Annotated in this window: 15 protein-coding genes; 4 read left to right on the top strand and 11 right to left on the bottom strand. The window is 68.6% G+C overall.

Annotation, left to right across the window (positions count from 1 at the left end; translation table 11 throughout):
* The first annotated feature begins 40 nt into the window (after positions 1 to 40).
* Complete coding sequence (locus tag GGR48_RS06510; protein WP_183951078.1) at positions 41 to 1,399, top strand: O-antigen ligase family protein; 1,359 nt, start codon at positions 41 to 43, stop codon at positions 1,397 to 1,399.
* On the opposite strand, the gene GGR48_RS06505 is transcribed toward GGR48_RS06510, so the two are convergent.
* From GGR48_RS06505 to GGR48_RS06480, 6 genes are all read right to left on the bottom strand, one after another.
* The gene (locus tag GGR48_RS06505; protein WP_183951077.1) at positions 1,333 to 1,989 is read right to left on the bottom strand and encodes a hypothetical protein; all 657 of its coding nucleotides are present in this window, start codon (positions 1,987 to 1,989) and stop codon (positions 1,333 to 1,335) included. The two genes, GGR48_RS06510 and GGR48_RS06505, sit on opposite strands and share 67 nt — an antisense overlap.
* Positions 1,967 to 4,120, bottom strand: coding sequence for a GumC family protein (locus GGR48_RS06500; protein WP_240456038.1), 2,154 nt, complete (start codon positions 4,118 to 4,120; stop codon positions 1,967 to 1,969). Before GGR48_RS06500 ends, GGR48_RS06505 begins: the two co-directional genes overlap by 23 nt.
* A 19-nt stretch (positions 4,121 to 4,139) precedes the next feature.
* Positions 4,140 to 5,432 (bottom strand): outer membrane beta-barrel protein, encoded by a 1,293-nt coding sequence (locus tag GGR48_RS06495; RefSeq protein ID WP_183951075.1) that lies wholly within the window; start codon positions 5,430 to 5,432, stop codon positions 4,140 to 4,142.
* Positions 5,433 to 5,499: 67 nt separating this feature from the next.
* Positions 5,500 to 5,982, bottom strand: coding sequence for a hypothetical protein (locus GGR48_RS06490; protein WP_183951074.1), 483 nt, complete (start codon positions 5,980 to 5,982; stop codon positions 5,500 to 5,502).
* 40 nt (positions 5,983 to 6,022) lie between these two features.
* Positions 6,023 to 6,616, bottom strand: coding sequence for a polysaccharide biosynthesis/export family protein (locus tag GGR48_RS06485; RefSeq protein WP_183951073.1), 594 nt, complete (start codon positions 6,614 to 6,616; stop codon positions 6,023 to 6,025).
* A gap of 141 nt (positions 6,617 to 6,757) precedes the next feature.
* A complete protein-coding gene (locus GGR48_RS06480) occupies positions 6,758 to 7,981 on the bottom strand; it encodes a glycosyltransferase family 4 protein (RefSeq protein WP_183951072.1) in 1,224 nt (407 codons plus the stop codon).
* Positions 7,982 to 8,213: 232 nt separating this feature from the next.
* On the opposite strand from GGR48_RS06480, the gene GGR48_RS06475 reads away from it, so the two are divergent.
* Together GGR48_RS06475 and GGR48_RS18375 are read left to right on the top strand one after the other, a co-directional pair.
* Positions 8,214 to 9,281: an acyltransferase family protein gene (locus GGR48_RS06475; RefSeq protein WP_183951071.1), complete on the top strand. Its 1,068-nt coding sequence runs from the start codon at positions 8,214 to 8,216 to the stop codon at positions 9,279 to 9,281.
* A complete protein-coding gene (locus tag GGR48_RS18375; RefSeq protein WP_183951070.1) occupies positions 9,278 to 9,799 on the top strand; it encodes a DapH/DapD/GlmU-related protein in 522 nt (173 codons plus the stop codon). Before GGR48_RS06475 ends, GGR48_RS18375 begins: the two co-directional genes overlap by 4 nt.
* Here the strand turns inward: GGR48_RS18375 and GGR48_RS06465 are convergent.
* The 3 genes from GGR48_RS06465 to GGR48_RS06455 are packed head-to-tail and all read right to left on the bottom strand — an operon-like array spanning position 9,796 to position 12,154.
* Positions 9,796 to 10,911: an acyltransferase family protein gene (locus GGR48_RS06465; protein ID WP_183951069.1), complete on the bottom strand. Its 1,116-nt coding sequence runs from the start codon at positions 10,909 to 10,911 to the stop codon at positions 9,796 to 9,798. The genes GGR48_RS18375 and GGR48_RS06465 overlap by 4 nt on opposite strands.
* Positions 10,908 to 11,456 carry a sugar O-acetyltransferase gene (locus GGR48_RS06460; RefSeq protein WP_183951068.1) on the bottom strand — a complete coding sequence of 183 codons (549 nt, stop codon included), beginning with the start codon at positions 11,454 to 11,456 and terminating at the stop codon, positions 10,908 to 10,910. The genes GGR48_RS06465 and GGR48_RS06460 overlap by 4 nt, the downstream gene beginning before the upstream one ends.
* A 5-nt stretch (positions 11,457 to 11,461) precedes the next feature.
* The gene (locus tag GGR48_RS06455) at positions 11,462 to 12,154 is read right to left on the bottom strand and encodes a DUF1349 domain-containing protein (protein WP_206362484.1); all 693 of its coding nucleotides are present in this window, start codon (positions 12,152 to 12,154) and stop codon (positions 11,462 to 11,464) included.
* Between the two features lie 96 nt (positions 12,155 to 12,250).
* Between GGR48_RS06455 and GGR48_RS06450 the strand changes: the two genes are divergently transcribed.
* Positions 12,251 to 12,802, top strand: coding sequence for a TetR/AcrR family transcriptional regulator (locus tag GGR48_RS06450; RefSeq protein ID WP_183951066.1), 552 nt, complete (start codon positions 12,251 to 12,253; stop codon positions 12,800 to 12,802).
* Positions 12,803 to 12,892: 90 nt separating this feature from the next.
* On the opposite strand, the gene GGR48_RS06445 is transcribed toward GGR48_RS06450, so the two are convergent.
* A complete protein-coding gene (locus tag GGR48_RS06445; protein ID WP_183951065.1) occupies positions 12,893 to 14,179 on the bottom strand; it encodes an aminotransferase class V-fold PLP-dependent enzyme in 1,287 nt (428 codons plus the stop codon).
* Positions 14,179 to 16,581: a TonB-dependent receptor plug domain-containing protein gene (locus GGR48_RS06440; RefSeq protein WP_183951064.1), complete on the bottom strand. Its 2,403-nt coding sequence runs from the start codon at positions 16,579 to 16,581 to the stop codon at positions 14,179 to 14,181. The genes GGR48_RS06445 and GGR48_RS06440 overlap by 1 nt, the downstream gene beginning before the upstream one ends.
* Positions 16,582 to 16,682: the final 101 nt, after the last annotated feature.

Genomic DNA, 16,682 nt, shown 5'->3' with positions numbered 1-16,682 from the left:
CGCCGCCGGGTCGGGCGGCGGGGCGTGCTGGGGACGGGTGATGACGGCGACGGACAACAGGATCAGGGTCGCCGGCACGCTTCTGGCCGCCATCATCTTTGCCGAGGTCGTGGCACTCGGCGTCGACGGCCCGTTCCTCGCCACCATCGCGGCGGCGGTCGAGCTGGTCGGCGGCCTCGTCATCCTGGCGCTGCTATGGCCGAGCACCGCCTTCTGGCGACGTTTCGCGGTTCCGCTCGGGTTGGGGCTGCTCGCCTGGGCGTGGATCGCCAGCCCGAGCTGGTTCGCGGCCGATCCCTTTGGCCGGCACTGGAGCGCGCCCGACCTGTTGCCCCAGGCGAGCGCGCGCTTCCTGGGCGGGTTGGCCCTGATGACCGCCGCCGCCGCCATCGGCTGGCGGCGCGGCGGCGTCCGGCTGACGGTCGATCGCTGGCTGCTGTTCGGGTTGGTCAATATCGCGATCGCGCTGGCGTTCCGGCATTATGATCCGAACGCGGTGTGGGGGATCGACAAGGGCGATCTGCGCGAGCGTTTCACCGGGACCTTCCTCAACGCCAATTCGGCGGCCTGTTATTTCGCGGTGCTGGCGGTGCTCGCGGCCGGACGCGGCTTCTCGCTGGCGCTGGACCGCAGCATGTCGGCGCCGCTCATCATTCATATCGTCGCGCCCATCGCGCTCCTCGGCGGGATCGGCGCCTGTGCGATCACGGGATCGCGCACCGCGCTGCTAGTCATGCTGATCGCGCTGGCGCTGCTGGCCTGGCAGTTCGGGCGGCTCTGGCTGCGGCGGCAGCGGGGGGCGGTGCGCGGGCTGATCGTCGGCGCCGGCATCATCGGCGTGCTGGTGGTGGTATTCGGCCTGCTGGGCGATGCCACCTTCGACCGGGTCGCGGACATCCAGGGCGACTGGGTCGAGCGGACCGAGCTGTGGAACCTCTATTCCCGCCTCGTCGCGGCCGCGCCGCTGGGCTATGGTCCCGGCGGGCTGGACGATGCGGCGCTGCACGGCTTCGCCTCGATCCATGAGGCGCATATCGCCTGGTTCGTCCATTCGACCCACAACATCGTGCTGTCGCTGTTGATCACGGGCGGTTACCCCTATCTGGCGATCATGGCGTTGCTCGTGGTCGCGCTGTTCTTCCCCTATTTCCGTCGTGCGCACCGGCTGCGCGAGCCGGTGGTGGTCGCGCTGGTCGCGGCGCTGGGCATGATGGTCGTGTGCGCCAGTACCGATGTCGCGCTCGACATGCCCGCGCTCGCCTCGGCGGCGGCGGTGCTGGCCGGGCTGGTCTGGGGCCGCGCCTCGCGCTTCGTCGAGGAGGCGGCGGAGGATCAGGCGGGGATGCGGCTCTTGACCAACGCCTCGGCGGGCGAGCCGGCGACCAGCCCCAGCGCATAGGCATAGTTGCGGCCCGAGGCCTGGGCCAGCCACGCGGTCTCGTTGACGATATGATCGCGCGTGGCGGCATCCAGGCGCGGCCAGACGGTCACGCCGAAACGGATGCGCCACGGCGCGCTGTCGCGCAGATAAGGCGCGGCGGTATAGCTTTGCGCCAGCGCTTGGATCGCCTGCGGCGACTCCGCGCCGTGCGCCAGCAGTTCGAGATAGGCGCGCGCGACCTCCGCCTCGCCCCAGATCGGCCGGCTGGCGCGTGCGACCGCGATGTCCGCGCGGGCCTGATCGAGCATCCCTGCCGCCCCGGCGGGGTCGGCAGCGGCGGCGCGGGCACGCATTACGCCGCGTAGCAGCGCGGCGCGGGCCGGCAGGTCCTTCGCGGGGACGTTCGATCGCAGATAGTCCTGGTCGTCGGCCTCGGTCGCGAGCCCCGCCGCCTGCCGGACCGACGCCTCGCGAGTGCGGACCACACGCGCCTCGCTGCTCAATGTCGAGACGGTGAAGACCAGCGCCGCGCCCAGCGCCGCCATCGCCGCGGCATTGGCCGCATGGGCGATGGCGGGCCGCCGCTCATTCCGAGCGATAATAGGCATTGTATTTGGACGAATAATATAGCGCGCCGTACGCTTCCTCGCCGGCATCGACCATTGAGAACAGCGCGCCGATCAGCGGTACGCCGTCCTGCGCCAGCCCGTTCAATGCCGACTTCACCGCATTCACCGGCGTGTCGCCCCATTTGATGACCAGGATGGCGGCATCGACCAGCCGGGCGATCGTCCGGCTTTCCGCCACGCCGAGCAGCGGCGCGGTGTCGAGGATGATGCGGTCATAGCGGGCGGCCATGTCGCGGAGCAGCGCCTGCATGCCCTCGCCGCTGAACAGGTCCTCGGCCATGAACGAGTTGCTGGCGACCGGCAGCAGGTCGAGGCCCGGCAGCTGATCCGGGATGATCACCTCATCGACCGGACGCTGGCCGGTCAGCACCTCGATCAACCCCGCCTCGGGCCGGATATTGGCGGCGGCCAGCATGCCCGCACGACGCAGGTCGGTGTCGATCAAAAGCACCTTCTCGCCCGCCAGCGCGCAAATCCGCGCCAGTGCCAGCGCGCTGCTGGTCTTGCCCTCGTCGGGCAGGCTGGAGAGCAGCGCGACGACGCGCGCGCCCTGCCGCGCGGGGCCGGACGACAAGGCGTGGCGCAGCACGCGGAAGGTCTCGGCATAGGAGCTCATCGGCTTTTCGAGGAGCAGGGCGGGGGCGGCACAGCGTTCGCCGGCGGCGTTGCGCAGCTTGCTCGACCGGATGCGCGGCACGCTCGCCAGCACCGGCAGGCCCAGCGCCTCGACATCGCGGGTCGAGTAGATGCCGCTGGCCAGCACTTCGCGCGTGACGACCGACATCGCACCCAGCACCATCGCACCCAGACCCGCCAGCATCAGCAGCATGCGGCGATTGGGCGAGGAGGGCGCCTCGGGCGTCACCGCGCTCTCGATGACCTGCGCCTGGCTCAGCGAGCTGCGCGCGACCTGGTTCATCTGCTGCGCCTGTTCGGCCAGCTTGTTGTAGGCGGCGTGGGCGGCATCGGCCTGACGCTGGTAATTGTCGGCGATCACGCTGGCGCGGGTGTCGGTCGACTGTTGCCCGCGCAGACGACCCATGTCGCCCCGCAGGCTGGCGGCGCGCGCCTGGGCCGCATTGGCCTCGCTCTCCAGGCCGCCGATGATGCGGCTGGCCTCATCCTTGATCTGACGGTCGATCGCGGTCAGCTGTTCGTTGACCTTGATGGTCTCGGGGTGACGCGGACCATAGCGGGCGGAGACTTCGCCCTGGCGCTGGATCACCTGCGCACGCTGCGACCGCAGATCGGCGATGACCTGCGAATTGAGCACGGCCGACACCGCATCGATCCCGCCCGAGGCGATCTGGGCGCGCGCAACGCGCAGCCGCGCCTGGGCGGCGGCGGCCTCGGACTCGGCGGTGGCCAGCTGCGAGGCGAGCGGGCTGATCTGCTGGTCGGTGACGGTGGCGTCGCCGCCGCTGACGATGCCGGTCTGCGCGCGATATTGCGCCAGCCGGGCATCGGCCTGCATCGCCTGCTGGTTCAGCGCGGCGAGCCGCTGATCGAGATAGCTGGTCTCGCGGCTGGCGGTGCCGGTGCGGCGCCCGACGCTATAGGCGATATATTCGTTGGCGAAGGCGTTGGCAACATCGGCGGCCAGACGCGGATCGCTGGCGGTGAAGCCGACATTGACGATGTACGTCATCTTGTCGCGCGCGGTGCTCAGCTTGCCCAGCAGACGGTCGGCCAGCTCGGTGTCGCGCTTCTCGCGCTGCGCCGGGGTGGCGGTCGCGGGCAGCGGCTTCATCCCCTTGGTGAAGGCCGGATCGCTCGCCAGCTTCAACCGGTCGACCACCGCCAGCGCAATGTTGCGCGAGCGCATGACGTTGACTTCGGTGTCGAAGATGTTCTGGTCGGGCCGCTCGCCGCTCATCTGGCCGAGCGCGGCGCTGGTCGAGGGATCGATCTTCACCCGCGCCACCGCCTGATATTTCCAGGGCATCATCAGGATCAGCGCGGCGGCCACGACGAAGGTGACGATCGCCACCACCGCGAAGATGCGCCAGCGGCGACGGAACATGCTGATCGTCGCGCTCCACAGCGCGCGCACGACCCCCGGGCCGGTGGAGGGGGCCGTATCGGCGAACGGCTCTGCGCTATGGTCCATGAGCATGGTCTTCAAAGCCTTACGGATGGATGGAAACGCCGGCGAGGGCGCGGAATTCGGAGAGGGCGGGGCCGTTCAGCCCGATGAAGTCGCTGCTGCGCCGCGCATAGCTGAGGTCGAGGCGACCGGTCAGCAGGCGGCTGGCGAGGTAGTTTGCGCCACCCGACACCTGCGACACGCGCGCCTTGCCGCGCACGCCGATAAAATCGTTCTGGGCATAGGAGACGCCGTAGGACAGCAGCAGGTTGCGCAGCAGTTCATGATCGAACCGCATCGCCGCGCCCGTGTTGAAGAAGCCGCTGCCGCCGAAGGTCGAATCCTGAATGTCGCGGAACGCGTTGAAGGTGACGGTGGTCAGCTGCGACGGGAAATACTCGATCTTCGCATCGAACGAGAAGCCGCTGATATTCTGGTAGATCGGTGCGGTGAAGCGGCGATCGATATAGCCGATGCCGGCCGATCCGCGCAGCAGCGCGGTCAGGTCGAGCGAGACGCCGGCCAGCGCGCGGACTTCCTTCGAATCGCGGTTGGCGATGCCGGGGGCCAGCGCCTGGTCATAGCTGGTGCCGGTGTAGGTCACCTGGCCGAACACGCCGGTATCGGGGGTCAGGCCATATTCCAGCTGCACCGCCCCGCGCGCCACGTCGCGGTCGCGATTGTCCTGCGAGACCAGGAAGCCGCTCAGCGTGCGGACCGACTGGAAGTCGTATTTCGCGTAATCGGCGCTGCCGACGATCCGGACGCGGGCGACGCGCCCTTCCGCCATCAGGCGCGCCTGGCTCTGCTGAAAGGGGGTGACGCTGCGCACATTGACCAGCGCGGCGCCCGAGAACTGCGATTCATAGCGGCGCGCGGTGTCGAGCGCGGCGGTGATCGCGACGTCGCTGGTCGCATCCAGCCGCCCGATCGTGCCGATCGACCAGCCGTCCTGGTTGCGCGGCTTGGCGTCGAGATAGCGGTAGATGTCGGCCGAGCCGTTCAGCTGCAGGCTGTGGCGCGACCAGTCGGACCGGGCGGTGACGCGCGGGACGAGGCGCAGGAAACCGTCCGCCGTCTCGTTCGACGTCGTCTGATAGACGTTGTCGGTATAGCCCAGTTGCGTGTCGAGCGACGGGAGGACGGTGAAGCCGCCCAGCTTGTACCCGATGGGGTTGGTTTCGGGGCGGCCACGCTCCAGCACGCTTTCGTTGCGGCCGCGATCGAAGCTGATCGGAACCACGGTTTCGATGGCGTTGCCATTCATCTGTGCCTGAGCCGCAGCCGGCAGGATCAGCGCGCAAGCGGCCGCGCCCGCCATCCAATAGCGAAACATTGGTGTCCCCATGAGTTGGAACCGGCTCCCCGAAGATCCGGCTCATGTCTGTTATGGTTTTTTGGTCTTAATTCTGGGTCGTGTAGTTCACGCCGACGCCGCCACCGCCGACGCTGGGCCCGGCGGCCAGGCTGGCGGCATTGCCCGCCGCCCCGCCGGTGCCGCCCGTGCCGGCCTGTCCGCGCCGGACGGCGGCGCGGGCATTGACCAGCGCGACCTTGACCTTGCGCGCGGCATTGCCCTGCTGATTGACGACGAAGTTCAGCGCGGCGAGCGACACGGGGGGCGGCTGCTGCTGCTGCGAGATGGCGAACATCACCGCCGCCTCGATGTCCTGCGCGGTGGCGGTCGCGGGCTGCGCGGCGATGGCGGCGTTGACCGCCTCGACGACGCGCTGCACGGCGGCGGGATCGGGCTCCGCCGTCGCGGGTGCGGGCGTGCCCGTGGCGGCCGGCGCCGGGGCCGCTGCCTGCTGCTGCGCCGCCGCAGGCGCGGTCAGGCCTGCGCCGATGGCGGCGATCGCCAGCATCTTTCGCACGTTCGTCGACATATGGTGTCCCCTGTTGTCCCGTTCCCCAACGGGCGATGATTTAGAAGTAACGCTCGCCGATCCGCACCGTGTCGCCCGGATAGACGACGACGTTGGGGTCCATCTTATACTGGTGTTCGGTGGTCTCGCCGAAGCGCTTGATGAAGACCTTGCGCTTGTTGGCGCGGTAGGTGAATCCCTCGGCACGCGCCACGGCGTTGAGCGCGGTCAGGCCGTTGGAATAGGGATATTCGCCCGGCTTGGTGACTTCGCCCATGATGTAGAAGGGGCGATAGGTCAGCACGTCCATGCTGACGCGCGGTTCGCGCAGATAGCCGTCCGCCAGCTTCGCCTCGATGTCGCGGATGACCTCGCGCGGGGTCCGGCCGGTCGCCTTGACGTCGCCGATCAGCGGCAGCGACAGGGTGCCGCTGTCGCTGACGGTGAACTCGCCCGACAGCGTTTCCTCGTTGAACACGATGACGCGCACCTTGTCGGCGACGCCGAGCTTATAGTCGGCGATCGGCTCGGCGGTGGCCGTGGCGGTCGCCGTCGTCGTAGCGGCCTGCTTGGCCGAGGACGACGGGGCGCCCGTTTGCGCGCCCGCAGCGGCGGATGCGGCCAGCATCGCCAGGCAGAACCAGAATTTACGCATGTACCCAAACCCCTGATACAACCGGTATCGTATACGCTGTCCGGCGCGCCTCGAACAATCGGCGGGCCGGGTGGTTGCGCGCCGCGCCGACCCGCGGTTCGCCGTGGATTCGTCCCATTTCCGAACAGGCCCGTGCGGGCATCATGCCGCCACCTTCGGGCGATCCGTGCTGGCGCGCAGCAGCGCGTGCAGCTTCTCGGCCTCGCGCATCTGGTCATGGCGTTCGGCGACCAGCGCCCGCCCGGCCGCGCCCATACGCGCCAGCGTCTCCGGATCAGCGCGCGCGCAGGCGACCATGGCATCGGCCATCGCGTGGACCGAGCCGGGACTGTACAGCCAGCCGGTCTCGCCGGTGCGGACCAGATCGGCGATGGCACCGACATTGGTGGCGAGCACCGGGCGGCCGAGTGCCAGCGCCTCCATGATGACGATCGGCAGTCCCTCGGCGAAGCTGGCCATCACCATCGCGCGGGCGCGTACGATCTGGGCGCGGACCTCGGCCTCGTCGGCCCAGCCGGTGATGGTGACATGATCGGTCAGCCCGAGCCGCGCGATCGCCGCCTCGACATCGGCGCGCATTTCGCCGTCGCCGACCAGCGTCAGCGTCGCGGGCACGCCCTGGTGCCGGGTTTCGGCGAGCGCCTCCAGCATCAGCAGCTGGCCCTTCACCCCCGACAGCCGCCCGACATGGACGAAGTGCGGCGCCTCGACCGACGGGGCGGGCGGGGCCTTCAGAAAGTCGGCGAGCAGGCCGCAGCGTACGACCGTGATTTTGGCCCAGTCCTGCAGCCGTGACCAGCGATAGACCTGCGAGGCGCAGAATTCGGTGATCACCGCGACGAAGGCCGCGCGTTCGACCTTCAGTCCCAGCTTGATCTGGACCGGCCGGTCGAACTCCTCCGACCCGTGAATGGTGATGCTGTAGGGGATGCCGGCCATGGTGGCGGCCAGCATCGCGATCTCGGCGGCGTTGGTGCCGAAATGGGTGTGGAGGTGACGGATGCCCGCCGCGTTCAGCTCGCGCGCCAGCCGTGCGCCCTCGAGGAAGCTGATCAGGTGATGCGGGATCGAGCGGTCGGTGCGGCGCGACAGTTTGGCGGTCAGCCGCATCGCGGCCAGCCAGCGTCCCGGATGCCGCACGAGCATGACGAGACCGGCGACCAGCAACGGCACCACGCCGCCTTGCAGCAAATAGCGCGTGCGGTCGCGCTCGGCCAGGTCGACGGGATCGACCACATCGGCGTCCCAGCCCCGCAGCGCCCAGCGATGGATCGTCTCACCCCGTGCCTCGAGCGCGAGGATCTCACGCCGGATGAAGCTGTGGCTCACCTTCGGATACTGGTTGATGAAATAGCCGATCGCCAACGGAACCCCCAAGCATCGTCAAGGCAGCATGGCTTTGGTCGAAGCGGTCTTGTCCGTGCAATGCCTGTTATTGCTGCACCGTGTCATAACGGGTCAGGCATGACGGCGGGCCGTATTCGTCCGGCTTTATCCTGTGCGGGGAACCCGATAGCGGCTGGCTGTCCGGTGACAGGAGGATCGTCCCGAATGGGTTATGTGCGTGTATCAGGCGACCAGGATCGGAGTGGGCTTGATGCATGACCCTGTGCACGGACCCGCGTCGCGGGCCGTTCCTCCCGCCCGGCCCGAGGCGCGCGCGCATCTGGCGGCGCTCGATGGTTGGCGGGGGCTGTCGATCCTGGGCGTGATGGCGGGCCATATGCTGCCGCTCGGCCCGGTCGCCTGGGGGGGCAATGTCGCGGTCGCGGCGACGGGTATGGCGTTGTTCTTCACCCTGTCGGGGTTCCTGATCACCAGAACGCTGCTGCGCGACGACGCGGTCGTGCCGTTCGTCATCAAGCGCGTCTTCCGCATCCTGCCGCTGGCCTGGCTGTACATCCTGCTCGTCATCGCGGGGCAGGGTGCGCCCTGGTCGGTGATCCTGCCCAATCTGCTGTTCTACGCCAATGCCAGCGAGGCCACGCTGGCCTATGCCCCGCATTTCTGGAGCCTGTCGCTCGAAATGCAATTCTATGCCTTCGTCGCCGTGCTGGTGGGCCTGGGCGGGCGGCGGGCCTTGTGGCTGCTGCCGCCCCTGGCGCTGGCGGTGACGGCCTATAGAGTGGTGCACCACGTCCCATTCGGGGTGGCGACGCTGGACCGTATCGACGAGATCATGGCCGGGGCGACGATGGCGCTGGCGATCCATCATGGCTGGCGCCCGTCCGCCTGGGCGGCGCGGCCGGTCGTGATCCTGGGGCTGGTCGCGGTGCTGACGCTGGGGATGCTCGAGCCGGTCGTCGCGCGCTTTCCCTATATCTGTTATCTGCGGCCCTATATGGCGGCGTCGATCGTGGGGCTGAGTCTGGCGATGGAGCGCGGCTGGCTGGCGCGGCTGCTCGGCGGGGGGGTGCTGCGCTATATCGCGCGTATCTCCTATGCGCTCTACGTGCTGCACCCGCTGACCTATGCGGGATGGATGGGCAGCGGCGATGTCGCCGTGCGCTATACCAAGCGGATCGGCAGCTTCGTGCTGGCCTTTGCGGGAGCGCATCTGTCGACCTTCTATCTCGAACAGCCGCTGACCCGGCTGGGACACCGGATCGCGAGCGGCGCCAAGCGACACCGCGCGCCCGCGCCCGACGGCGTCGCGGCGGCGTGAGCCCTTCGCCCGGCCCCTTCGCCCGGATTCGCGAGGATCGGGCCGTCTATCGCGAAGGTTGGTGGGCGCAGGGCCTGTGGGCGCTGGCCATTTATCGGCTGGCGGCGGCGCGCTATGCCCGTCCGCGCGGGATCGTCCGTTCGCTCTGGGGCGGGGCCGCGAAGCTGGGCGGCAAATGGGCGGAATGCGTGTGCGGCATCTCGCTGCCCGATAGCGCGACGATCGGTCGGCGGCTGCGTATCGAGCATTTCGGCGGGATCATCGTCCATGGCGCGACGGTGATCGGCGACGACTGCGTGCTGCGCCAGAACGTCACACTCGGCAATCGCAGCGAGGATCGCCCGATGGAGGCGCCGATCCTCGGCGACCGCGTACAGGTCGGCGCGGGCGCGGTGATCCTGGGGGCGGTCCGGATCGGCGACGATGCCATTATAGGCGCCAATGCCGTGGTCCTCCACGACGTGCCCACCGGCGCGGTCGCGGTCGGCAATCCGGCGCGCATCCTGGAACGACGCTAGGCCCGTACCCGGCGCTTCAGCCAGGCGCGGAACGGCACATCCCAATAGCGATGCGCCGCGATCGCGAAGCCCAGCGTGAAGAGATAGAGCGCGATGGCGATGATCGCGGTCGTCCCACCAGGCGCCGGCCGGGTCGCCACCCAGTTCATGTAGAGATACACGAACGGATAATGGGTGATGTAGAGCGGGTAGGAGAGCCGTCCCGCCTGGCGGCATAGCCCGATCATTGCCGGCCCGCCGCGCGAATGTCGTCCCGCCAGAATGATCGCGGGGAAGACCAGTAGCACGCAGGTCGCCTGATAGAGGCCGTTCAGCTTGATCGCCCCGACCGTGGGGAACACCGGCGCGGCGAACAGCGCGACCAGGATCAGGCTGAGCACCGGAAATCCGAGCCGCACCGCCGGCAACCGGTCGCGGAGTCGATAGAGCAGCAACCCGGCGAGAAAGGGATAGGCCAGCCGCACCGGCGCGCCCCAGAAATTGTCCAATCCCCAACCTGTGTCATAGGAGCCGAGCGTCAGCGCGGTCGCCGCCGATGCCAGCGCCGCAAGGCCGGTCAGCGCGACCAGCGCCCGCACGCCCAGCCGCCGCAGGACCAGCGCATAGGCCAGATTGGCGATATATTCCTGCAACAGCGTCCAGGCCGGCGCATTGAGCGGATGGCTGTCCCCCAGCCGATTGGGCAGCGGCGGCGCGGGCAACGCGACCAGCCCGGCGACAAAGGCGAGCAGCACCAACAGCAGCGGCGCGGCCTGTCGCCCGCCGGCAAAGGGATCGCCGAGATAGCTGATCAGTCCGAGCAGCGTGCCCAGCACGACCAAAGGATGCAGCCGCAGCAGACGCCGGCCGATAAAGCCGCGCACCGACATCGCGTCCCAGCGATCATCATAGGCATAGCCGATGACGAACCCTGAAAGGGCGAAGAAGAAATCGACCGCCAGATAGGCGTGCGGCAGCATCAGCCGCGCCGGATCGAACAGCACGGTGATGCCCTGGATATGAAAGGCCACGACCAGCATCGCCGCCGTCCCGCGCAGCCCGTCGAGCACTTCGAAATGCGCCTTGCCGTCGCCCGTGCGGTCGATGGCGGGCACGGGGCGGGGGTCGCTCATCGGGTGGTGGGGCGCGCGGGATTGCCCATCACGGTCAGGCCCCTGGGGACATCGCGCGTCACGACGCTGCCCGCGCCGATAATGGCATCGTCGCCGATGGTGACGCCCGGCAGGATCATCGCGCCGCCCCCGATCCAGACATTGGCCCCGATCCGCACCGGCCGCCCGAACTCCAGCGCCTGCGCGCGTAGGGCCGGGTCGCGCGGATGGTCGGCGGTCAGGATCTGTACGCCCGGGCCGATCTGGGTACCCGCACCGATCTCCACCGCGACCACATCCAGGATGACGCAGCCGAAGTTCAGGAACACGCCGTCGCCCAAGCGAATATTATAGCCATAGTCGCAGTGAAAGGGCGACCGCACCGTCACCCGTTTCCCGACTTCGCCCAGCCCCTCGACCAGCATCGCATGGCGCGCAGGTCCATCGGCATCGGACGCGGCATTGTAGCGCGCCATCCACCGCGCGGCGCGCGCGGCGTCGGCGGCCAGTTCGGGATCGTCGGCGACATAGAGTTCGCCGGCCAACATCTTCTGCTTCTGGCTCATAGGGATCAGCTCAGGTCGTGAAGGTCTTTGCCGAGCGGCGCGGTGATCGTCAGGTCGGAGAAGCGGACGGCCAGGCCGCTGCGTTCGGGTGTGCAGGCCATCGGCCCGACCTGATAGGCGGACGCGACCGGGAAGGGGGACAGCCGGACGAGCGGCCAGGCCTTGCCGTCCGCCGACACCTGCAACCGCAACACGCCCTTGGCGACGGTCGCACGCATCCAGAAGTCGCTGGCATCCTGCGCATAGGGACCGGTCGCCCAATCCGACCGGCCATCGGTCAGCACGCTGCTGAGCATCGCCTGTCCATCCGACAGCTCGATCCCCGCCTTGACCCAGCGGCGTTCGTCGACCCGCACCATGATGCCCGCCTGATCATAGAGCTTGTCATAGCGACCCCGGATGCGGAGTTGCGCGGTGAAGGCGTCCGCCGCCGGAAATCCCAGGAAATGGCCGCTGTCGCGCGTGAAGCCGTAATGGGTCTCCCGCCAGAAATCGGTGCCCTGGTCGGTCGTGAGCGTCAGGTCGCCGCTGCCGTCCGTGCTCCATTGGCGCGGCGCGTTCAGCCAGCGGCCGTCGCGCCGGCCCAGGATCGTGCGGCCCGTGGGCTGCCCGCCATCCTTCGCCTCCGCCAGAGCGGGGATCGTCAGGGCGGCGGCACCGCCGATGATCGTCCGGCGTGACAGCGTGGCCTCCTTCATGCGTATCATCCTCTTTTGCGCTAGGGCGGGCTTTCGTCCGCCGCGTTCGGACGGCATGTGTACATTTGTACACATGCAATGCAATGGAGTTCCGGCATGGCCGATCGCGTGGCACGGCGAAACGACCCCGAACGGCGGCAGCGGATCGTCGACGCGACGCTGGACGTCGTCGCCGAACATGGCGTGCCCGGCACCACCCATCGCCGGATCGCGGCGGCGGCCGGCGTGCCCTTGGGGTCGGTGACCTATTATTTCGCCTCGCTGGAGGAATTGCTGACCGCGGCGTTCCTGCAACTGGCGGAGCAATCCTCGGCGGCGTTCGGGGCGCGCATGGCGGAGGCGATCGACCGCGCCAGCGCGCGCGCGGCGATCATCGACATCATCGCCGGCTCGGTCTGGGCGGAGCCGCGCACGTTGCTGCTCAGCTACGAGCTTTATGCCTTCGCCGCGCGGCATCCGCCGGTGTCGCGGGTGATGCAACGCTGGATGAACAACAGCCGCGCCGCGCTGGAGCGGTTCTTCGACCCGCTGACCGCGCGCGCGCTCGATGCGTTGGTCGAGGGGATCGGTATCCATAATTCGATCGATACCGAGCCGCTGGACCGCGAGGCCATCCGCCAGATCGTCGAACGGGTCGCGCCAAAATAGATCCTCCCCGGGACGGGGAGGGGGACCATCGCGAAGCGATGGTGGAGGGGGCGTGCGGCGAGGGACGTCCTATACCGAAGCCCCCCTCCGTCAGGCCTTCGGCCTGCCACCTCCCCGTGCCGGGGAGGATAAAAGGTCCGGCAGCGCCGCCGCCAGGCGATCGACATCGGCTGTGCTGGTGAACAGCGCCGGCGTGACGCGGATGCACGCGCCCTTGGCGGGGCCGGTGCGGTGCACCGTGAAGACCCGGTGCTGGTCCAGCAGCGTCCGGGCCAATGCGGCATTGCCGGCGGCATCGGTCACGCCGTCGATCCGGAACGACGTGATCGCGCCGTGCAGCACCGGATCGTCGGGCGTCAGGACGCTGATGCCCGGGATCGCCCGTGCCCGCTTCACCCAGCGATCGCGGAGCGCGCGCAGGCGGGTGGCGCGAGCAGCCCGGTCGATCCGCTGCTGAAAGGCGAGCGCGGCGGGCACGGTCAGCCAGGACGCATAGTCGAGCGTGCCTGTATGCACCCGCGCCATCACCGTATCGGGGCCACCGGGCTCCTCCGCCGGATCGCGGTCGATCCGCGCCAGCGCCGACCGGCGGATATGGAGGATGCCGACCCCCAGCGGCGCGCCCAGCCATTTATGCCCGTTCAACCCGACGAAATCGCAATCCAGATCGGGCAGCGCGAAGTCGAGCTGTTGCCAGCTATGCGCCGCATCGACGATCACGTCGATCCCGCGCGCCCGCGCCATGGCGGCGATCTCACGCACCGGGATGACCAGCCCGGTGCGGTGGCTGAGATGGGTCAACAGGATCAGCTTCAGCCTAGGCTCGGCCGTCATCGCCTCGGCATAGGCGGCGATCAGGCTGTCGCGGGTCGCCGGCTCGGGCAGGGCGATGCGGCGGACACGCACGCCGCGTCTTGGCCCCAGGCTCTCCATACAGGCCTGCATGCTGTCATAATCGAGATCGGCGTAAAGCACCGCATCGCCCGGCGACAGGCGGTTATAGCCCAGGATCAACGCCTTGAGCGCCTCGGTCGCGTTGCGGGTGAAGGCGATCTCGTCCGCCGGCACGCCCAGTTCGACGGCCACCGCCGCGCGCGCCGCCGCCAGATCGGCGAGCATCCCGCGCCTGGCATAATAGCTGGTGTCCCGGTTCACCCGCGCGACCGCCTGTTCATAGGCGGCGCGCACCGACCGCGCCATCGCGCCCCAATTGCCGTTCTCCAGCTGGACGACGTCGCCCGGCAGGTCGTATTCGCCCGCGACCTTCGCCCAAAAGGCCTCGTCATCGGGCGAAGGACGGGCGGGGCCAGCGGCGCGCGCCGGCAGGGGAAGGGTGGCCGCCATGCCAGCCGCCAAAAGCGCGCGCCGATCGATCATCAGAAGGTCAGCCCCAGACGGACATAGTAACGCCCGCCATCGGTATCATAGGGGGCGTTGCGCGAGTAGATCAGGCCGCGATTGGCCTGGTTGGTCGCCTCGTCGGGATAGGTGCCGAACAGATTTTCAGCACCACCCCGGATCGAGATATTGGGCGTCAGGCGATAGGTGACCGACGCATCGAACAGCGCGATGCCGTCGAACCGCTGGAACAGCTCGCCGGTCGCATTGCCGGTCACGTCGGTCCACGGACCATAATAGCGCCCGCGCAGCATCACGCCCACCGGGCCGATGTCATAGCCCAGCGTGCCGGTCGCGTTGTGACGCGGCAGGCGTTCTTCGAAGATGCGCCGCTGCGTCGCATTGGCAATCGCCGCGCTGGTGCCGCTGCGCACCGTCGTGCGGTTGTAATTATAGGCGAGCGTCGCGCTGGCGCGGCCTTCGCCCAGTTGGCGGTTATAGCCGATGACGACATCGACGCCGCGCGTGCGCGTGTTGAAGTCGTTGGTGAAATAGCTGATCGAGGTGAAGCGGTTGGGGTTGGGCAGGCTGGCCGGGATGGCGATGGTCGCCGACTGGCTGAAGCGGTCGTCGACATCGATCTGATAGAGATCGACCGTCGCGCTCAGCCCGACATGGGTCTGCACCGCCAGCCCGATGGTGGCGTTGCGCGAGGTTTCGGGGCGCAGCGGCTTGGCCCCCAGCGCGACGGCCAGCGGATCGCTGGGCGCTAGACGACCCTGGTTGAACACCTGCAACGTGCGCGTGTCGAGCCCCTGGCTGACGACGCGGGTGTTGAGCTGCGCCGGGGTCGGTGCGCGGAAACCGGTGGAATAGGTGCCACGCAGCGCCAGCCATGCGACCGGCTCGACCCGTGCCGACAGCTTGTAGGTGAACTTGTCGCCGAAGCTGGAGAAATCCTCGTACCGCCCCGCCGCGCCCAGCGAGAGCAGCTGGATCGGCCGCCACGCCAGATCGACATAGCCGGCATGGCTGGTCTGGCTGAACCGGCCGGCCTGTTGCGGGCCGAAGCCGGGGAAGCCGTTCGAATTGGGCGCCAACCCCGTCGCCGCGCCCGGTCCGATCGCATAGGAGGCCGGGTCGCCGGTGCCGACGACATAGCGCTCGATCCGCCGCTCGCCGCCAAAGGCGATGTTGAGCGGATCGATCCCGCCGATGGGCAGGCGATAGACGAAGTCGGCGTTCAGGTTCGTCTCGATCTGCGTCAGCCGGCCGAGATAGAAGCTGGTCGGGCTATTGGGGCCGAGCGAGGCGTTCAGGCTTTCGCGCATGGTGTAGTCGATGCGGCTGCGGCCCGACGATGCGCTGATGTCGTAGGAGAAGGCGTCGGACAGCGATCCGCGCACGCCGCTATTGGCCTGGATGTCGGCGAAGCGGGTGCCGAAGCGCGGGGTGAAGCCGACCGGGTAGATGCGGCGGAAGCTGAACCCCGGAAAGGCGCTGCTGGCGTTGTAGACGCTGCCGGTCCCTGCCGGATTGCGCCAGTTGAAATCGGTGATGCCTTCGCCCTGCTGGACGGTGCCGAACGCATAGAGGGTTGCACCCGGCGTCAGGTCGTAATGCATGTCGACCGCGCCGCGCACCCGCTCCTCATCGGGCTGGCCCCAGCGCTGGACGGGGTTGGGCACGACAAGCGTCGGGTTCGCCGCCTGGAAGGTCAGCGCATCGGGGCGCTGGCGGGTACGCGAGGTCGCCTCGGAATGTTCGAACTGGCCGGTGAAGACGATCGCGCCCCGATCGTCCAGCGCGATGCCGCCGCGCGCGCCCGACTGATAGTCATTGCCGTCGCCGGCATAATATTGGCCGAACTGGCCGTAAGCTTCCATACCGGCGGTGTCGTCGAGGATGACGTTGATGACACCCGCGATCGCATCCGATCCATATTGCGCCGAGGCGCCGTCGCGCAGCACCTCGATCCGCTTGATCGCCAAGCTGGGGATGCTGGCGAGGTCGGGCGCCTGTGCGCCGCGCGTGCCGAGCAGCGCCGAGCGGTGATAGCGCTTGCCGTTGATCAGGACGAGCGTCTGGTCGGCCGACAGCCCGCGCAAGGTGGCGGGGCGGACAAAGGCCTGGCCATCGGCGGCGGGCAGGCGTTGCACGTTGAACGAGGGCAGCAGCTGCGCCAGCGTGTCGTTCAGGTCGCTCGACACGCCCGAGCGGATCAGCGTTTCGGGCAGGACATCGACCGGGGCCAGCGTGTCGAACTGCGTCCGGCCGCGTTCGCGCGTACCGGTGACGATCACGTCATTGCCGGTCGCGGCGTCGACGGCGGGCTGGTTCTGTTGCGTCGCGTCGTCGTTCGTCGGCGCGACCTGCGCCCAGGCGGCGGGCGCGAACAGGATGTGCAGCGCCACGACGGCGCTGGCGGTCTTGAATGTCATGGTGAAACCTTCCCCCGGGGCTGCTCGCTCGGCGCCCATGGGCGGGGCCAGTAGGAAGGGAAGGTTTCACCTGCGTGACGAATATGCGGCGGATCGAAGAA

It is taken from the genome of Sphingomonas pseudosanguinis (assembly GCF_014196255.1).
GTDB classification, from domain to species: domain Bacteria; phylum Pseudomonadota; class Alphaproteobacteria; order Sphingomonadales; family Sphingomonadaceae; genus Sphingomonas; species Sphingomonas pseudosanguinis.
The sequence above is the reverse complement of the archived record's forward strand: the minus strand, read 5'-3'. Positions and strand labels throughout refer to the sequence as shown.

Bases quoted from the DNA above. Each gene is read 5' to 3' on its own strand.
- GGR48_RS06440 (WP_183951064.1), bottom strand. From the start codon at position 16,581: ATGACATTCAAGACCGCCAGCGCCGTCGTGGCGCTGCACATCCTGTTC.
- GGR48_RS06485 (WP_183951073.1), bottom strand. From the start codon at position 6,616: ATGCGTAAATTCTGGTTCTGCCTGGCGATGCTGGCCGCATCCGCCGCT.
- GGR48_RS06445 (WP_183951065.1), bottom strand. From the start codon at position 14,179: ATGATCGATCGGCGCGCGCTTTTGGCGGCTGGCATGGCGGCCACCCTT.
- GGR48_RS06495 (WP_183951075.1), bottom strand. From the start codon at position 5,432: ATGTTTCGCTATTGGATGGCGGGCGCGGCCGCTTGCGCGCTGATCCTG.
- GGR48_RS06460 (WP_183951068.1), bottom strand. From the start codon at position 11,456: ATGAGCCAGAAGCAGAAGATGTTGGCCGGCGAACTCTATGTCGCCGAC.
- GGR48_RS06475 (WP_183951071.1), top strand. From the start codon at position 8,214: ATGCATGACCCTGTGCACGGACCCGCGTCGCGGGCCGTTCCTCCCGCC.
- GGR48_RS06465 (WP_183951069.1), bottom strand. From the start codon at position 10,911: ATGAGCGACCCCCGCCCCGTGCCCGCCATCGACCGCACGGGCGACGGC.
- GGR48_RS06455 (WP_206362484.1), bottom strand. From the start codon at position 12,154: ATGAAGGAGGCCACGCTGTCACGCCGGACGATCATCGGCGGTGCCGCC.
- GGR48_RS06450 (WP_183951066.1), top strand. From the start codon at position 12,251: ATGGCCGATCGCGTGGCACGGCGAAACGACCCCGAACGGCGGCAGCGG.
- GGR48_RS06500 (WP_240456038.1), bottom strand. From the start codon at position 4,120: ATGGACCATAGCGCAGAGCCGTTCGCCGATACGGCCCCCTCCACCGGC.
- GGR48_RS06505 (WP_183951077.1), bottom strand. From the start codon at position 1,989: ATGCCTATTATCGCTCGGAATGAGCGGCGGCCCGCCATCGCCCATGCG.
- GGR48_RS06510 (WP_183951078.1), top strand. From the start codon at position 41: ATGACGGCGACGGACAACAGGATCAGGGTCGCCGGCACGCTTCTGGCC.
- GGR48_RS06490 (WP_183951074.1), bottom strand. From the start codon at position 5,982: ATGTCGACGAACGTGCGAAAGATGCTGGCGATCGCCGCCATCGGCGCA.